This window comes from Olivibacter sp. EAT-5, assembly GCF_044784325.1.
GTDB lineage: Bacteria > Bacteroidota > Bacteroidia > Sphingobacteriales > Sphingobacteriaceae > Olivibacter > Olivibacter oleidegradans.
Window position 1 is genome coordinate 5,551,305 of sequence record NZ_CP173028.1, and the last position, 18,748, is coordinate 5,570,052.

An 18,748-nucleotide genomic window follows, 5' to 3' on the forward strand; every position below is an offset into this window, starting at 1 on the left:
ATAATTTCTGTGGTAGCAAGTAAAACACCAAACCCAATTATGACACGCTAAAATAGTGCACGCTTACCGCCGTTTTTTTATAATGGTTTCATCAAAACTAGTAATCTAAACCGGTTCAGGCAATTGAAGAACGGAAGCAGAACCAACTTAATCTTAAAAACAAAACAGCACAAAAAACTATTAATCAACACAATACGAGATAAATTCCTATAAAATCATGATAAGAATCTTAAGGAATATGATAGAATAACTTAGTAGATTAAATGGCGTATCTAAAGGTTAGGCTTTGGTTTTAGGGCCTTAGGCACTAGGTTATTAGTATTAGCTTTTAGCTGCCGGCAGCCAACTTTTGTCGGTGCCGCAGTAAAGCGGTTATTATTACTAATAAGAGTCTATAGGCAATAGGCGATCGATTTATTTTAAAGAATTCTTTATTTCATTCGTAATAGCGACAGTAACCTGCAGACAGCTTTGTTGTTTCTTTTGCAAAAAACAACCGCAAATGCCTACTAGTGCAACTGCCGCTAATCCTATTTAACTATGCAAAACACCTCAATACCCTGGGTTCTGTTTAAGCTTACTATTAGTCAGTAACTCAGAATTTGGAATAGGAAATAGTTTTCTATAATCCGCGCTTGGATCGTGCGAAAACCAAGATTTCTTCGTAAATACATTAAAGCGAATCATATCTTGCCTACGGCGTCCCTCTTGTGTAAACTCCCAGGCCAGTTCATCTAAAAATCTTCCATATTGAATATCAGCACCGCCTTCATGTGTATTCGCATTATTATCTCGCCTACCATAGTCATAAGCGCTTCCCTGCAAGAGTTGGGCGCCGGTTACTTTGGCCTTCTCCGGGCTTGCTTTAAAATTACGGGCCCTTACCTCTGTTACAAGGGTCGCCGCTTCATCCTGTCGGCCGGTTCGCAAAAGCGATTCTGCTTTCATTAACAGGACATCCGCATACCTAAACAGTGGCCAATCGTTACTCAATCGATTCGTTATTCCCTGGGCGTACTCAAACTTACCCCAGCGTAACCCATGCACCTCTTGTGATTCGTCCATACTTGGCACCTCATTGATATAAGCAAGAGGCCGCCCGGCAAAGGCTCCCATTGTGCAATTCAATGCGGCACCTGTAGACGAATATTGCTGTCCCTGTATAAAATTAGTGACTAAGCGATTGTCATCCGGATCAAAAGAATTAATATATTGAGGCGTTACACAAACTCCTCCCCAGGGGGTAGCTGTGAAATTGTACGTTGCCTGATTTGCAGGCTGTAACGTATACATATGAAAATCGAAAGCATTCCAATCGCTCACATAATTTTCGTCAAATGCCAGTGCCATAATAATTTCAACAGAGCTTTCATTATGTGTAGCAAATACATTAGATTGATTTCCCTCCAAAGCATATTTATTCGCCTCTATAATGCGGTTGCACGCTTCAATACAAGCATCATAGTTTCCTGTACCGGTATACACTTCGGCATTCAGGTATACCTTAGCCAACAAGCTGTATGCAGCCCACTTATTAAAACGGCCATAAAAATTACCACCTACCGTTTCGCTCAACTGATCGATATTTCCTGTTATCTCTGAAATAATGAAATCATACACTTCCTGTCGCGTGTTCTGTTCTGGCAAATAGCCTTCCGGCACGTCAAATTGGGTTACAATAGGTACATTACCATAGAGATCGCATAATAAATAATAATAGGAAGCACGTAGCACCTTTAACTCCGCCAATATTTGTTCGCGGGTATCTGGAACTTCAATAGCCCCCGATTCGATCTGATAAATTATGCGATTACAACTATTCACACCTACATATGTTCGTTCCCAGCAATTCCGCACCACCTCATCTTCAGAAGTCCATTTATGCTGATGTAAACGTTTATAAACACCACCATCTACCCAGCCATTGGGTCGGGCGGGTAATACGTCCTGATCAGCGGTAAGCATTTGCGCTCGAACGACACCATTCCATAGAAGCATGGTATGTCGCCATGGAACATAAGCGGATCCTATTAGCGCAATTAGATCGTCACCAGACGCCACAAATTCATCTGCGATAACCCGGTCGTAAGCATCGTCTTTCAACTTCGTACAGGAAAGGTTTATGATCAATGATGATAGCATTAAACCGATTAAGAATATCTTTATTTTCATCTTTATTATTTTTTAATGGCTGATGAGAGCTCGAGTAAATAATGACTGCCCCGTGTGTCAATATTACTTACATCTCGGCTTCATCTTTATTATTTTTTAGCATTTCTATAATATCCATGTACACTTCGTTCCTTTAAAAGCTAACATTTGCCCCGATCGTAAAGGAGCGTATCGTCGGATATTGATCTCGGTTGTCATAACCCGGATCAAGGCCTGCACGGCTTACTTCCGGATCGATCCCTTTATAACCAGTAATAATGAAGGTATTTAAACTGGATGCGTAAACACGCAAGCTCTTGACTCCCTTCCACTTATCCGATTTAAAAGTATAACCAAGTGTAATATTATCTATTTTCCAATGATCACCATTTTCTACATAATAGCTATTAAATTCGCCGGGGACGAGCTTGTTCAAAACTGCTTTTCCATAAATCTTGTCGTAGGCTGATTTTAAACGATTGTATTGCTCTAAGTTTGTATTCTCATAATACATCCGTGCACCGTTAATAATCTGATAACCAAATGCGCCACGCATACTGATATTCAAATCAAACTGCTTATACTGGAAGGAATGATTCCATCCCGCATACCATTTAGGGAGTCCATTACCGATTACTTTTTTATCTTCGAATGCGCGCGGAAAGTCGTCATAAGCTACCGGATTTCCGTCTCTACCCTCATAGATCCATTTTCCGTCGTCTGAAATATCAATTACTTTAAAGCCATAGAAATTACCGATCTTATCGCCTACACGCACAATGTGAGACTCAGTCTTAACCGGTTCGCTGATCCATCCGGTCATAAAATAATCGCTTGACGACTGATATAGTTCGTTAGACAAACTGATCAGCTCATTGCTGTTTGTTGAAAAATTAATGGAGGTCGACCAGTTAAATTGCTTCTTTCTGATCGGGTTAAAGGATAGAAGTACTTCAATCCCTTTGTTGCGCATTTTTCCTACATTAGCCCTCGTTGTTTTATACAAATTAGGCGGACTTGGTACCGCGTAATCATAGAGTAACCCGTTGATATCCCGATTATATACATCGATGCTCCCGCTTAACTGGCTGTTGAACATGCTAAAGTCCAAACCGAAGTTGGTTTCGTGCTTTTCTTCCCAACGTAGATATGCATTTGGATTTTGTGACGGAGCCAAGGTTTGTATCCAGTTACCATTAGAATAAAAGTAATCGCTATAATTAAGCAAGGCAACGCCTAGAAACCCTAAATTCGGTTGACTTCCCGTTACACCATAACCTGCGCGAAGCTTCAAATCATCAAATATTTCCTGATCTTGCATAAAAGCTTCCTTGGTTAATCGCCATCCCAATGAAACAGCCGGAAAAGTTCCCCAAGGATTTTTGGTACCATACAGCTGACTTGCCGCCTCGTGCCTTACACTTGCTAATAGTAGGTATTTATCCTTGTAAGAATATGTGAGACGTCCGAAAAAACTAATTAAATTCGTCGTTATACGGGAGGTCGTCTCTTCAGTCAAACCTTCTTTTAATGCTCTGCCAGCTCCTATGTTATGGTAGCTAAAGTTATCGGTTGGAAAGTCCCAATTCGTCATCCTCTGCGAGGTATAATCTGTTTCCTGATAACTATAGCCGCCTAATAGATTAAACGTATGGTTATTTACTTCCTTGCTATACTGTGCTGTAAGCTCCATCAGTTTGGTCATATTTGCATTTGAACCGACGGCGGCAAAACCATTTCTTCCGTCCCTTAACGTGGAGATATGATTCTTGGTTTCATAATAGCCCCCATTTTGCTGGCTCTTCACATAAGATAATAAGGCGTTTAATTTCAAGTCCGAGATCGGCTTATAACTGATATTACCATTATAGCGCATTTCAGAAATTTCCTGCTTTCCATCACTTTCATACAAACGCGCGAGTGGATTTTCGTATTCAAATAAACCAGCTTGTTCCTGCCATTTGCCTTCTGCATCATAAATAGGAGCCGTTGGGTTTCTAATGATAGCTTGCCTATAAACATAATTATTGAAACCATCATTATCACCGGTAGCCGTATAATTGGTCTGATTGCCAATCATACTAAAATTTACATTCACCTTGTCGTCAAACAAGGATTGATTGATTTCCAGTCGGCCTTGAAAGATGTTGTTATCCGACCGCTTAAATATTCCTTGTAATGCGCGGTAATTAAGACTAGCAATGTAATTTGTTTTATGGTTCCCACCTCGAAAGGCCAAATTATGTACGTGGCTTATAGGGTTTCTAGTTATTTCATCCAACCAGTCGGTTGATGCCCCCAAGTCCCACGAAGCATCGCGCTCACCGGCAGCAATTTGGGCTCTATAATCAGCTGCCGTTAGCATATCAAGACGGCGGCTGATCTGCGAAGTGGTAGCATACACGCCGTAGTCAACTTGGTTGATTCCATCCCCTTTCGCTTTCTTCGTGGTAATAAGAATCACCCCATTTGTTCCTCTTGTACCATATATAGCGGCGGCCGAGCCGTCTTTCAATACGTCCATACTCTCAATATCTTCAGGCGCTACCGTATTAAACGTACCTGGAACACCGTCTATTAACACCAAAGGATCGGAATTGGCACCCAATATGGTGGTATTTCCCCGCAATAGCACCTGCGTTTTTTCGGTTGGATCACCACTGGGATTGGTAATAGTTAAACCAGCTACCTTCCCTTGAATCAACTGACCAGCATCCCGCACAGCGCCTTTTAAAAAGTCTTCCGATTTAACCGTTGCCACTGAGCTGGTAAGGTCACCTTTACGCTGTGTTCCGTAACCGATAACTACCACTTCTTCCAGGTTATTTTCGAGGCTTTGCAATACAACTTTTAAGCTATTGGTACCTGTAAGAGGTATTTCCTGCGCACGAAAGCCCATATATGAAAAGATTAGCAGCTTAGCATTGTCAGGAACCGCTAAACTGAATGTTCCGTTTTCGTCGGTCGTAGTACCTCGGTTCGTTCCATCAAGTCGTACACTAACCCCTGGTAAAGTACTCCCATTTTGATCCCTTACCACCCCGTTGATTTGGCGTTCCTGTGCAAGTTTTGCGTCATTTATTTCTTCTTTCTTAATCGACTCCGGAACAGACTTATCTTTCTCACTGATGATAATGCTTTCGGCACGCAGCTCATAGGTAAGCTTTGTATTCGCTAAAAGATGATTCAAGACTATAGCAAGCGGTTTTTCCTTCTCGTCGACCTGTAGCTTAGGATAAGCTGCGACCAATTCTTCGTTATATATAATCCGTAAGCCGGTAAGCTTGCCTACTTCCTCTAATATGTTCTTTAGGGAGGTGCCGTTTTTGTGAATGCTTATCTTTGTTTCACTTAACGACTGCTTTTTTCTAATTGTACCTACAGCAAACATTGGTAGCTGTAAATACAAAACAATACATAATAAACTAATTATATCCCTCCGTCTTTTTATCAACGTGGGCATTTTAATACAGATTTCCATATCTTTAAATGTTCGGTTAATTGGTATAATTTCTGAACGGGGCATGATGAAGTGATTCGCGTTACAAACCATGCCGCTGGGAGCAGAGCACTGTGTTCTGTTCCCCTTTTTGGTTTCATTTCATTTTCTTATCTCATTAATGCATGTTTAGTACAGGGTTACTTGATTATTAGCCCATTTATAATTAAAGTTGTTGGCTTTTGCTAGTTCATAAATGACATCGGTAGGTTTGTCCGAAAGATTGAAGCTTGCTGAGAACCTGACCTTTCGTAGCTTTTCACGGTGAATATCGATCTGTATTCCATACACTTGCATCAGTTTGTTTGCAGCATTTTCAAGTGTTTGCCCCTCAAAATAAATCCGGTTCCAATTACTTATTGACAAGGCATCTGCCGGTTCCTTCATGGGTGTTTTATTGCTGACGATCAAGGCCCGTTCATTCGGTTTTAAATAGAGCGATTTATGCTGCCCCGCTACCTGCTTCGATGTTACGGCGACTTTCCCTTTCCTAAGTGTTACAGCATCCGCCGCCTCTTTTATATTGATGTTAAAAGCTGTACCGAGAACCAAGGTTCGACTGTGCCTTGTTTCCACTACAAAAGGCTGGTGCTGATTGGCTGCTACATCAAAATAAGCTTCGCCTTTTAGCAATTGTACCCTTCTCTCCTTAACCCCAAACTTCTTTGAATAACTACACTTGCTTTCGGCATTTAGCATAATGATAGAACCATCCGTCATTCGGATGCGGACTTTTTGATTTTTAGAGGCCTGCACAACATACTGCTCTTCGTAGTGTTCCTTTGTGCTTTCTGTCCAATAATTAAGCCCTAACGAGAATAGACAGATGCAAGTAGCACCCACTAAGGTGCTAGCCGCCGTCCGCTTATATTTATTAATGCGAATCTGTTTATCTATTTTTTCTTTTATGAATTGCGCGCGCGTTAAGTCGGCATCTTTCCCTTGGTAAAATGCATTTGCTTCTCGCTGTTTAAGCCATGCATCAACAAGTGTTCGCTCCTCTTCAGAAGCAGTATTGTTTAGGTACTTCTTTAACAGATCGGCTAGCTTATGTGCATCCATAAAGATTAATTTCACATAAGTCGTAGAAGGAGGCGATAGGTAGTATAAAAAATTTATTTTTTATTGCACGCCATTCACAATGATAAATAGCAACAGCATATCATTCCAAAAAGGAGTAGTAGACAGTTTATAGCGCAGGTACCTCAATGCATTATTGATCTGCTTTTTTACGGTTGTTGGAGCGATATGTAACCTATCCGCAATTGTTTTATGATTGAGTTGTTCGTTCCGACTTAGGTCAAAAATCTCTTTTGTCTTTTTGGGCATATTCCTCGTGCAGGCCTCCAGGAATGCAGCTAACTCCTTTGCGGATTGTAATTCGATTGGTGAAACTGATTGGTTCGGAAAAACGTGGCGTTGTTCAAAAGAACGTTGTTTCACCTGTTTGCGAATGACGTCGACGGCCTGATATTTAGCACAGTTGAAAAGGTATGTTTTTAAAGACTCTATAGGAGGCAATCGCTTTCTTCGTTCCCATAAGGAAACAAATATATTTTGCAATAAGTCCTGTACCAACTCCTCGTCCATCAACAATTTACTCAAATAATGCAAAAGCATAGCTGAGTAGCGATGATATAACGTATCGAAAGCATGCTTATCACTATTGGTTAACATAGCAATCAGCTCCTTGTCGGAAAGGAAATGATATTGATTCGTATGCATCGTCCCCAAGGTTTATACAGAAAATGGTTAGTAAACGACTATTAAATGTCAAACATACGATTATTTTTATACATGCAAAAAAGACAAAAAAATTAAGGGTATAAGAATGAATGCATCCAATTACTGCAAAACCACGTGCTTTATATTTTTCCGATCATAGGTATACAAGACATGAATCAGGCCGTCACTCGTTTGTATAATGGCTGGGTAGCTATATTCTTCTGTTGTACCATTTTCTAAAACGGCTACATCAGTCCATTTCTTACCATCTAAAGAACAGGCAATCCGTAACTTGCTCCGGTTGTTGAACCACTCCTTTCCAGGTACATCCGGATTGTATACGATCAGTTGGCGTCCGTCGCGCAAGGTAACGGCGTCCGTTCCGGAATTTGGATTTAAAAGGGCGGTTTTATTCAGCGAACCCCAGTGTAGTCCTCCATCTTCAGACCAAGATTGGATTACTGATCCTTCTTTGCTTCGACAAAGTACTTGTAATCGTTGATTCTTGTAAGTTAAAATACTTGGTTGAATTACATTATACTCGGAGGCAGTATCTATGGGTATATATTGCCAGCTTTCACCGTCATCCTTTGATAGTTCAATATGAGCTCTCCATTTATTTTCGGTAACTTCTACACTAGAGGGCGATAAGATATAGCCATTAGCTAACTGAATCGGCTTATTTTTGATCGGGCCTAGGATTCCATCGGGAAGTTTCTGCGGGGATGACCAGTTTAGCCCGTCATCGGTTGATGTTTTTACCATTCCCCACCATGCTCTCGGATTGGGTCCAACCTTATAAAACAGAAAGGTTTTCCCCGCTTGTGATTTAAATAAAACGGGATTCCAGGTTGGATAACGTAAGGTATCATTTATGACACCATCAGCTATTATTTGGGCCGTTGAAATCTTTTCGCTGTTTATTTTGCATAGCCAAATGCTCACATCTTCCTTCCCTTCTTGCGAACCTCCAAAACAAGCCGCCAATAAGATACCCGGCTTTACTTCCAAAAGTGTAGATGCATGACATTCCTTAAAAGGAGGATTGGTAAACACCAGTTCTTGTTTAATAATTTTCAACCTCTTCTGGGCGTAAAGAGCTAAGAAAGGAAAAAATAGAAGAGCAGACAACAAAGACAGCTTTTTTAACATATTGAAATTGTTAGAAAGGCTAAGTTAATACTTATCGTTTTATAAGCAAGTAACTAACAAAGTCCAAATAACGTCCAAATGCTAAAAAGTAACTGTTAATCGGTTTTCTGTAGCAAGCATCCGTCAATTAAAATGCACATGCTTATGAACATTTTTCTCGAAGCGATCCGCAATAGCGAACACAAGCGCAATACCGTTATCCAGGTTAATAGTAATGGCATTTTCCTGTTCCAATGTATCGGCAAAGGTATCGATTACATAGTCTTTATGCATATAGTGTCCTTCGTCGTTCACGTATTGATTGAACCATGTTAAAAGTTCCGCGAAGCTCCTGCAAGATACTGGGTTGATCAGGACGTCAGGATAACATCTTCTAATAAATCCTACTGTATATATAATCCGGTTTTTAATATTTGCAAACCTAACAATATTTGTACGCGCTCACCGAGAACAACTGCCTCGATCATCACTCATTTTTTCACAAATAAACTGTATGATTTATGCAAAATAAAATTTTTTACACAGAAATGCCTTGTTGTTACACGAAAGTTCATTTCCTCGCTTCGAATTGTTTTTTATACACTTTTTAGGTTGCCTCAATCTGTGCTAAATTGTGATAGTCGAGAAGCATCCTTACCTGTTCTTCCTAGCCTCTGTCATCCAACATTCTAATAAATTTCTAATCACTTTCCAATATATCTTTAAGTTCTCTCGACATAAATAATGCTATCTTTGTCGACATAAAAAAAATAAAACAAAAAATGGATACGGGCCCCAGTTACATAACAGGAGAACGCGCTCATTAAACCTGCTGCTTCTTTCAGCTGTGTGGTAATTAATGAGCTGCATAAGCGAAAGGAGCGATGACAAACAAACTTTCCATCAACCTTCGCATTTCTTTTTGAACGAGTTATCAAGTAAAGCGTTGATAACGCTTAATGTTTCCTGCTTTCAACATTGCATTGTTTATCTGTAAATCATCAAGAAATGAACACTTTTCAAGAAATTCACCCTGCAGACATTGCTGAGCAAATCACTTTATTTGACAGCAAAGAGCGAAACATTGCCTTTCTCAAATTAGCTGGCGAACAAAAGACAGCTGTATTTTCGTATCTGACAATTGATCTACAAAAAGAGATTATTAAAAGTCTGGGAGATAAAGAAGTAGCTGAGGTATTGAACAATTTAGAACCAGACGATCGTACATCGCTATTCGAGAGCTTTCCTGACGATCTTATTAAGCGAAGCATTAACTTATTGAATGATGAGGAAAAAGAGGTTGCGTTAAATTTAATCGGATATCCGGCAGATTGTATTGCGCGGTTGATGACACCCAACTACGTGCAAGCGAGAGCCGAGTGGACTGTACAGCAAGTTTTTACACATATCAAGAAATTTGGAAAAAAGGCAGAAACGCTCAATCATATATACATAGTCGACAAGGATAACAAATTGATTGATGATCTTCGCATTGGTCAGTTATTGATGGCCGAGCCCGACGATATGCTTCGAAAATTGATGGATGAGAGCTTTATCGCTATCACTACAACCACCTCCATTGAAACTGCCTTGGACATTTTCGAGAAGTACGATCGCGCGGCGCTACCCATTACCACTGAAAAAGGTGTGTTAGTCGGGATTGTTACCTCCGATGATATTTTGGATAAAATGAAAGAATTGGATACCGAAGATATTCAGAAATTCGGGGGTGTTGAAGAACTGGATTTATCCTATACCCAGACGTCGCTCGTCGACTTGGTAAAAAAGAGAGCAGGCTGGCTTATCATCCTTTTTATAGGTGAAATGTTTACGGCTTCTGCTATGAGTTTTTTTGATTCCGAAATTGAAAAAGCAGTTGTATTGGCTTTATTCGTTCCGCTCATTATATCCAGTGGGGGAAATTCGGGATCACAAGCTGCATCGCTCATTATACGAGCTATGGCTTTGGGTGAACTAAAACTAAAAGATTGGTGGTATGTCATGCGAAAGGAAATGCTATCGGGTTTATCTCTAGGTATCATCCTCGGCACCATTGGATTTTTGCGGATTTTTATTTGGCAACAAACCGGTATCTACAACTATGGTACTTATTGGATCTGGGTAGCCTTAAGTGTTTCCATATCACTCGTTTTCATTGTACTTTGGGGTTCTTTATCAGGATCACTGATTCCTTTTGTTTTAAGAAGAATAGGCATGGACCCCGCTACGGCCTCTGCTCCTTTTGTGGCTACACTCGTTGACGTAACCGGTCTAATCATCTACTTTTCTGTAGCGGCCCTTTTTCTTTCAGGCAAATTACTTTAATATAGAAAGGGATGCTTTGGCATCCCTTTCTATATTAAATCAACCTTTCGGCTACTTTATCCCAATGTACCACATTCCACCAATTCTGTACATATTCAGATCGGCGGTTCTGATATTTTAAATAATAGGCGTGTTCCCACACATCCAACCCCAGCAAGGGAGTCTTTTGAGCGGGTCCCATCAATGGATTATCCTGATTGGAGGTTGAAATAATTTCCATTTTTCCCTTATGATCGACCAACCAGGTCCAACCCGAGCCGAAATGGGTAACAGCAGCCTGTGCAAACTGCTCCTTAAATTGTTCAAAAGAACCAAATGTAGCTTGAATCATATCGGCCAATTTGCTTGGAGGTGTTCCTACCTTTGGCGTCATGCTTTCCCAAAAGAAATTATGATTCCAAGCACCTCCTGCATTATTTCGGAGCTTGTCCGAATAGCTTGCTACATCCTTAAACAAGTCACGGCCTGTCTGCTCCATAACATTTTCGGCAATTATTGCTTCATTGACTGATTTAATATAGGCCGTATGATGTTTTGTATAGTGGATTTCCATCGTCAAAGCATCGATGTATGGTGCTAAATCCTTATAAGTATACATCAACCTATCTTGTGTAAAAGATAAGCGTTTCTGTGCTTCGTTTTCAAGTGCTGATGCCTCTTCAACGTCGAGTAAAGAACCCGCTAGCATCGTCCCTACGAGCCCTTTACCTGTGTTTTTTATAAATTTTCTGCGTGTTAACATCTTATTACTGTTAATTTTTCCTTAGGTAGTCATAGATAGCTTTTGCTTCTTCCTCCGTCAATTGCTGATTAATCATGGGTGTTTGATAATGCTCGTACAAAGCCTTCGCCGCCGGATCTTCGGCAATCATCTTATCCGGTGCAAGCAACATGTTCAACACCCATTCGGGGCTATGCCTACTTGTGACTCCTTTCAGCGGCGGCCCTACGATCTTTCTGTCCATTTTATGGCACATGGCACATTTAGCCGTGAAGAGCTCCGACCCTTCATTCACCAGCTGGGCATTTATGCTGCCGGGTTTGAACGCTTTTATTGGGCCTACACCTTTATTGGTTAAATCTGCAGGTGACACTTCTGTTTTCTTCTCTGCGTGCTGTACTGCCGATGTTATCGCTTTACTCCTATTATCACTTTCACTTCCGGCGTTCTGATCCGTTCCACCACAGGCTAATAGGAGCAGTTGCGCAATTAAGGATGGCACGATAGCCATCCATTTATTTCGTGTGATCATTGTTTTTGTTTTTAAGTTCTTTCGTCAGTCCATTGTTTTCCTTTAGAAGTATCTCCATATCATCAATCAATTTTGATACTTGTTCATCAACGGTTCCGTCGTAAATTCCCCGTATTCGTCGATCTCGATCCACCAAGGCAAAACTGCCACTGTGGATATATCCTCCCGGGGCCTCTTCTTCTTCTGCGGCTGCAGCGAAGTAAGATTTCTCGGCCAGCGTATATACCTGTTCTGCCGGTCCGCCCACAAAATGCCATAGGGAGGTGTCCGCACCAAGCTTCTCCGCATACTTTTTAAGCACGGGAATACTATCATGCTTTGGATCGATACTATGCGAAAGGATCGCTATTGAGGGGTTTCCCTTAAAATGAGTGGCTACTCGTTGCAAGTTCTTCGACATAATGGGACAAATGGTTGGGCAAGTTGTAAAGAAGAAATCGGCCACATAGATCTTGTCTGCAAAACTATCATTACTGATCCACACGCTATCCTGGTTGCGGAAACGGAAATCGGCAATTCGATGAGCAGCATCACCGTAGTAAGGTAACTTTTCGTCCTTACAAGCTCCCAAAAAGAACAGGGTGAGAAACCCTGCTACATATAATAGATTCTTCATAAACAACTATTCGCTAATGTTCACCTTAAACACAATGGGCTCTGTTGATACAACCTTTCCGTCTTTCAATAGACTTGCCTGCACCTCCCACAAACCAGGCATGCCAAGATTTATTTCTCCCTTATAATAGCCATTACCCGTAGCTTTGGCATCTTGATTGCCTTCGGAACCATGGCCCATATCCGGCATATGTGTTTTCAGTTGGATTTCATAACCATCAAAAACAGCCGGATATTCATTTTTACTAATACGATGAAGGATAAAATGCGCCGGTTGCTTCCCAACTTTCACCGAGTCGCTGTTCAACCACGACAAAAAGAAACGTCCATCCGCCCCACCGTCGAAAGCAATGGTGCGTGGCTTTTTCAAATGTTTTACCTCCACCGGAATGCTCACTCGATTTTGATTAGCATCGGGCTGGTCGACCAACAAGCTAAGCGTCCAGCGATGGCCACTTTCTGATGATGAGGGCATAATAAACACCACTGCCCCCTTAAAAAAACCATTTTCTGTTTCCTCATTTGGTTGTATTACCGGTGCTCCATGAGCCATCATCCCCATTTTCATTTCAGGCAGAATTTGTAAGCGCGCCTTCTCTATTGGCCGGCCTTTCGCATCGTTGAGTTTTATAAAAAAGGATTGATAGGTATCGTATAATGAATCGCTAGCATAAAGCGTAGCTGAAAGATCGCCGTCAACCGACGCCCCCTCCCCCACTTTGATCAAAGAAGATTCATCAAAAGATGTATTAGCTACGGTTTGACCATGATCGTTCTCAGCTACGTGAGTCTGTGGATTTTGATTACATGATAGCAGAAGGAGCATTAAAGATATTGTCGGTATGAAAATAAATTTGCAATGTGTTAACATAGTCTTTAAAATAAGTTTAGTTATCTAAGCCCATTAGGCAGCTTTTGCCCAGATAAAGCAGCCAGACAACCGTGTGATTTTATATTTTTGATATACTCGGCTTATAAATAAAGCGTGAAAAGGCTAATATCTTAGCCGCAAAAGTAATTTTTCAAGTCATTCTTGGCGGGTGGAAAAGACTTGTTGCATAAAGATAGTAGTATCGACCCGAGTAAGGAGGAACGATCCATTGCCGTAGGGTGGATATCGGGGCTTTTAATTTCAAGGTTTCAGGAACAATAACAAGAGCTTCTATTTTATTGATATATCTTTCACTGTCTTGTGATTCAGCTTCTCCCCATTTTTTTAATTTTTTCATTAATACACACTGACCGTTACAGTGCATCATCGGCCGCTCCTTGTTTTCACATAATTCATTCGTAATATACTCCCTATTGACTATAAACCAAGTCAGCAGTCCTAAGCTTCCCAGACACTGAAAAACCAAGCTGAGTAGCAATAGATAAACGAATGTTTTCCTAAACACTTCTTTATTGAAATAGTATACAAATAAAAAGAATACTTAATCCGAATGGATCAAACGACCATAGCTTCCATCAAGTCTTACACTTATGGGTTTTGATTTGAACCAAGGTTTAAATTATACAAGTGGGGGATGAAAGATAGACGCCAAGCTCGGTGCAATATACGGAAGCGCCCTTTCCGAAAATAAGATTGGTTTATCAAGAGGAAGAACCAGTGGATTAATATCGAGAAACACAAAGGTTCGGTTCATTGGTTGGAAATCCCGTAACTTGGTTTCCGCATTTTTTTTATCTTGATCTTGCTCTTTTTTAAGTTCTTTTACCAAGATACATCGACCACTACATAAAGGAGCCATTTTTGTATTTCTATTAATACAAAGATTTTTGGCTATATAATCCTGATTGGCGTAAAAAGCTGTCATAATAAATAATCCTGCGCAGGTTTGAAGCAACACGATGGGGATTAATAATATGATAGCAAAGCGTTTCAAAAGACTAACATTAAGATGTTGCGAATATAAGGCTTTGTTATAAAACGTGCAATTCAATTCGCTTTTATAAACGATGCTTCTAAAGAAAACCGCCCCCCGCATGCATCGGGTAGGCGGTTCATTTACAAACCAATCATTGTAAAAGGAACTCGAATACCTTTGACTCGATAATAATACGGGTCTATATAGCCGTCTTGACATCCGTCTAAGCCACATGCAGAATAATTTAAGCAGTAGGTAAGCAACAATTCATTCCGGCCATTATTAAAATGTGGATGAATAGCGGGTGTATAATACCGGGCATATTGTCCGTAAAAATATTCACTAATCGTGTAAACAGCCTTTCGTTCGGTAAAGGGACCCGTCGGGCTATCAGCAGTAGCCAGGTAAATGCGCCGATTGGCATCGCAATTAAACCCCTGATCCATCGTCATCAAAATATACTTTCCATTCAGGTAGGATACGGCACTTGAGCCCAAGCCATCTGCTACTTTTGAAGCAGCACCGGTAGTAGGCGTTGCTGTCCACTCGGTACCATTAAAAAATTCCCATTGTTGAGGATTACTTTCCGGAAAACGTGCAACATGAATATAGCTTTCGTAGCCAAACCCAACTGTCTCACTTCCATAAGCGTACACATAGCCATCCCCTGCTTTAACCATGCCGGTAGCATATAAAATGGCAGTCTGCCCGCTTAAACCCGTTGGGGTAGTTCGTTGTGTTTGCCAGGTAGTGCTGGCATTTTGCGTAAAGACATAGAGCGATTGATTGGTGGCGTTTAAACCGGAACCTTCTCCACAGTGAACATATACTTTATCGCCGATTTCTACCCCCACCCCTGGCCAGGCAAAAGTATTATTTGGTTGAATAGTGCAAACTTGCCTTGGCCGTCCATTTGCACCACCGGGAACGGTTACATTTGGTGTATGCAGGTTATTCCAATCCGTTAAGGAAGGTTGTAGCAGCATCGAATTCCCATAACTGAAGAAATAATTGCAAGGAAATTTATCCTCCGATGTTAAAGAGGTACCATCCCAAGCGTCCTGTGTAACCCACAGCACTTTGCCGGCATTAGTGCCCCAACTCAATAAGATGCTATTTCCCTGATCAAAAGCAACCGAGCCTTGCTCTGATTCATTACGGTTAAAGAAACGAACAACTTCATCATCACGATAGGTATCTTCCGCCTCCAAGCTAATCACCCACTGCTGGCGGCTCTCATTGACCAAGGGTTCCTGCACAACAGCGACTCCATTATTCGTATTTCCATTCGCTATTGCCAAGGCCAAACCATTTCCTTTATTCACCAATCTAACAGAGGTGCCGTCCGACTGCTCCTCCAAACGCCATAGTTGTTGGTCGGCTAAAAAAGGAAAAGCCGCATACTGCTGTATTTGCATATTTACTGAATCAGATGCCGCAGGAACATCGATTAACTTTCCACTATGTAGATTTCTAATTTGATAATACTTTACCCCATCAGTGGTGGTACGATAAATCAAATGCCATTTCTGCCATCGGCTTTGTGCACCGTCAGACATGGATGTTTCCCATTGCTGCAATTTCGCTTCGTCGTCAAATTTGTTATTGTAGAGTGGATCACCTGCCACTTCCATAAATTTGTTGCTAGCCACATTTTTCAGCGTTATTACGCCATAATCCGGCAGGGAAGCGAGTTGTAAAGAAGTAGGTTGATCTACTTCTTTCATCACACGTTGACAAGCGCACAGCAACAGCAAGTAGCATAGGCTTGTAAGTAATACCTGTTTTGTCATAATTTAAGATTTAACTGTTAAAAAGCACCAATTTCATCTGTCCACATAGCAGGTTAGAAGGTTTAGGTAGGTTTATCCGCCATTTCAAAGACTAGTTCACCACCTTTCATGATATCCCGGTGTCGAAGGTTATAATGCGGATAAACATTTCCGTTTAAACGAATAGCACGGATATAACGATTTTGAGGAGAGTTGTTCGGGGCACTAATAGTAAAATAGATGTCTTTTCCCTGCTTACTTCCAACACGGATACGGATACGATTAAATACAGGGCTCGTAATCTCATAAGTTCCATCTGCCGCTGCAATCGGATGGATACCACTGGCTGCCAATACATACCATGCAGACATTTGACCGACATCTTCATTTCCCACCAATCCTCTTTCAACGGCATTATGATAAGCTTGTTCACATATTTGTCGCGTCCATTTTTGCGTCAGCTCAGGTTTACCCAATTTATTGAATAGAAAGGGAACATGATGGACCGGTTCATTGGCATGGTTGTAAAAATCGTTCCAGCTAAAATCTGCCGGCGTTCGATCAAAAAAGGAGGTTAAATCGGCTAACATGCGCTCCTTACCTCCCATTAAATCGGCTAAGCCGTTTACATCATGCGGAACGAACCATCCCTGCTGATAGGGATTACATTCAATCGTACCATACCAATGCTCTTCCCTTCCTTTCGCTGGCCATGGCAACCAATTTCCCGCGTCGTCCTTTGGCCGGAACCAAGCTTTCTCTCTATCGAATAAGTTTTGGTAAGCCAATGACCGCTTTAAATATTGATCCGCTTCTTGTTGCTTGCCAAGTTGTCCCGCTAGTTTTGCGAGACACCAATCATTATAAGCATATTCCAGCGTCACCGATATCCCTTGGTTACCCGGCGTGTAGTGCTTTGGTCCATTTCCGAATTTTTCCAAGGAACCAACAGCCAACTGATAAGCCGCTTCGACATCGTAGTTGCGGATTCCTTTCGCATAAGCTTCTGCTAACACATTCACCGCGGGATTACCGATCATGCAACCTGAATAGGCATTTAGCAATTCCCATCGTTCAAAATAGTTTTTGTTCTTTTCCTTTGCCAGATCGGTGAGCGAGTGTATCAAGTCGCCCACTACTTCCGGATTAATGATGGTTTGTAAAGGCATTTGACTTCTGAATACATCCCAACCGCTAAAGATCGTTCTACGCACATGCCCGTTACTCGCGTGATGGGTTTTTCCATCACCTCCCGGAAAGCGCCCATCCACATCCTGCAAGCTACGTGGGTCTAGCATCGTCCGATACAAAGCGGTATAAAACACTGATTTTTCCTCCTCTGTACCTCCCTCCACTAGAATCTTTTTCAGTGCTTCAGACCAGCTTTGGCGAGCAGATTGATGCACTTTATCAAAATCCCAGTCCTTAATTTCAGTTCTTAGGTTTTGCTCAGCGCCAGCCTCATCGACGAAAGAAATACCGGCTTTCATGAATACCTGCTCCTGGTCTTCCGTAGCAAAAGTGGTATAAAAGCCGATATGCTTTCCTTCAGCCTGTCTTGTGTTAGCGACTACTTCCGCGTCAGCAATCCACTGTTGGTAATAGTCAGCCTCTACATTTTCTCTTTTTCTTTTGGCGGTATCCGGAATCCGTGCTTTCCATACGCCGACATTTTTCAATGGTTTACTAAATTCGGCATAAAAATACACCGTATAATCAGCTTGTCCATCTCCATTGCCCCAACCACCGCCATCCGGTGTGCAGCGCATCCAGCCCGAAATGCTATGATTATCCCGGACACGTACATATTGAGCCGTAGAGGTTCCACCAACCCGTCTCGCCAAGTCGATCTGAATGCGTGCGTCCTTGCTTTTAGGAAAAGTAAAGCGCAAGATACCACTATGAGGCGCCGCCGTTATCTCCGCTTTAATATGATGATCCGTTAATTCAACACTATAATAACCTGCAGACGCTTTTTCTGATTCCTTATCATAAGCGCTTCTATAACCATCCTTCTTACCCTCTATTCCTACAAAGGTCTTTAAAGGTCCGACAGTAGGCGTGACCAGAAAATTACCGAGATCGCCGTACCAGCCAATACCGCTCATTTGTGTAAAAGCAAATCCTTCGATTGTTTTGTGCTCGTAACTATAGCCTGAGCCGTTATCACCTCCGGTAATCGTATTAGGACTTAATTGAACCATTCCGAAAGGCGTGGTGGCGCCGGGGATTGTTTTACCAAGCCCGTGATAAACACCTGCCGCCCCCACGCTGGTGCTAGCGCCAATAAAAGGATTGACATAATCGACCGGATCTTTTTGCTTTTTGCTTTTTGCGGACATACATGATTGTCCTGCAAGTGATATCAAAAAAGAAACTGCTAATCCTATATTCAAAAACTTCTTCATC

At 41.5% G+C, this 18,748-nt stretch carries 15 protein-coding genes; 1 reads left to right on the forward strand and 14 read right to left on the reverse strand.

From position 1 onward, the window contains the following. Positions 1 to 552: 552 nt before the first annotated feature. The 6 genes from ACH11B_RS23135 to ACH11B_RS23160 form a co-directional block, all read right to left on the reverse strand. Positions 553 to 2,172, reverse strand: a complete 1,620-nt coding sequence (locus ACH11B_RS23135) for a RagB/SusD family nutrient uptake outer membrane protein (RefSeq protein WP_130855346.1) — start codon at positions 2,170 to 2,172, stop codon at positions 553 to 555. Between the two features lie 133 nt (positions 2,173 to 2,305). Then, positions 2,306 to 5,632 (reverse strand): SusC/RagA family TonB-linked outer membrane protein, encoded by a 3,327-nt coding sequence (locus ACH11B_RS23140; RefSeq protein WP_377610560.1) that lies wholly within the window; start codon positions 5,630 to 5,632, stop codon positions 2,306 to 2,308. Between the two features lie 147 nt (positions 5,633 to 5,779). Continuing rightward, positions 5,780 to 6,712 carry a FecR family protein gene (locus ACH11B_RS23145; protein WP_377610562.1) on the reverse strand — a complete coding sequence of 311 codons (933 nt, stop codon included), beginning with the start codon at positions 6,710 to 6,712 and terminating at the stop codon, positions 5,780 to 5,782. Positions 6,713 to 6,772: 60 nt separating this feature from the next. After that, entirely contained in the window at positions 6,773 to 7,375 is a 603-nt protein-coding gene (locus ACH11B_RS23150; protein ID WP_013667529.1) for an RNA polymerase sigma factor, read from the reverse strand. Between the two features lie 120 nt (positions 7,376 to 7,495). After that, positions 7,496 to 8,527, reverse strand: coding sequence for an exo-alpha-sialidase (locus ACH11B_RS23155; RefSeq protein WP_289551740.1), 1,032 nt, complete (start codon positions 8,525 to 8,527; stop codon positions 7,496 to 7,498). A 123-nt stretch (positions 8,528 to 8,650) separates the two neighbouring features. Beyond that, positions 8,651 to 8,821, reverse strand: a complete 171-nt coding sequence (locus ACH11B_RS23160; RefSeq protein ID WP_377610565.1) for a hypothetical protein — start codon at positions 8,819 to 8,821, stop codon at positions 8,651 to 8,653. A gap of 693 nt (positions 8,822 to 9,514) precedes the next feature. On the opposite strand from ACH11B_RS23160, the gene mgtE reads away from it, so the two are divergent. Then, on the forward strand, positions 9,515 to 10,831 hold the full coding sequence (gene mgtE, locus ACH11B_RS23165; protein WP_149105852.1) for a magnesium transporter: 1,317 nt from the start codon (positions 9,515 to 9,517) through the stop codon (positions 10,829 to 10,831). Positions 10,832 to 10,865: 34 nt separating this feature from the next. Here mgtE and ACH11B_RS23170 read toward each other — a convergent pair whose 3' ends face one another. The 8 genes from ACH11B_RS23170 to ACH11B_RS23205 form a co-directional block, all read right to left on the reverse strand. Continuing rightward, complete coding sequence (locus ACH11B_RS23170; protein WP_377610567.1) at positions 10,866 to 11,573, reverse strand: superoxide dismutase; 708 nt, start codon at positions 11,571 to 11,573, stop codon at positions 10,866 to 10,868. Positions 11,574 to 11,583: 10 nt separating this feature from the next. Further along, positions 11,584 to 12,084, reverse strand: coding sequence for a c-type cytochrome (locus ACH11B_RS23175; protein ID WP_377610569.1), 501 nt, complete (start codon positions 12,082 to 12,084; stop codon positions 11,584 to 11,586). Beyond that, complete coding sequence (locus ACH11B_RS23180; RefSeq protein WP_013667535.1) at positions 12,068 to 12,700, reverse strand: SCO family protein; 633 nt, start codon at positions 12,698 to 12,700, stop codon at positions 12,068 to 12,070. Before ACH11B_RS23180 ends, ACH11B_RS23175 begins: the two co-directional genes overlap by 17 nt. A 6-nt stretch (positions 12,701 to 12,706) precedes the next feature. Further along, positions 12,707 to 13,570, reverse strand: a complete 864-nt coding sequence (locus tag ACH11B_RS23185; protein ID WP_130855342.1) for a FixH family protein — start codon at positions 13,568 to 13,570, stop codon at positions 12,707 to 12,709. 151 nt (positions 13,571 to 13,721) lie between these two features. Beyond that, on the reverse strand, positions 13,722 to 14,096 hold the full coding sequence (locus ACH11B_RS23190) for a hypothetical protein (RefSeq protein ID WP_130855341.1): 375 nt from the start codon (positions 14,094 to 14,096) through the stop codon (positions 13,722 to 13,724). Positions 14,097 to 14,210: 114 nt separating this feature from the next. Continuing rightward, a complete protein-coding gene (locus ACH11B_RS23195) occupies positions 14,211 to 14,516 on the reverse strand; it encodes a hypothetical protein (protein WP_130855340.1) in 306 nt (101 codons plus the stop codon). A 191-nt stretch (positions 14,517 to 14,707) separates the two neighbouring features. After that, positions 14,708 to 16,360, reverse strand: a complete 1,653-nt coding sequence (locus tag ACH11B_RS23200) for an RICIN domain-containing protein (RefSeq protein ID WP_013667539.1) — start codon at positions 16,358 to 16,360, stop codon at positions 14,708 to 14,710. Between the two features lie 62 nt (positions 16,361 to 16,422). Next, positions 16,423 to 18,747: a GH92 family glycosyl hydrolase gene (locus ACH11B_RS23205; RefSeq protein ID WP_377610572.1), complete on the reverse strand. Its 2,325-nt coding sequence runs from the start codon at positions 18,745 to 18,747 to the stop codon at positions 16,423 to 16,425. Position 18,748 lies beyond the last annotated feature (1 nt).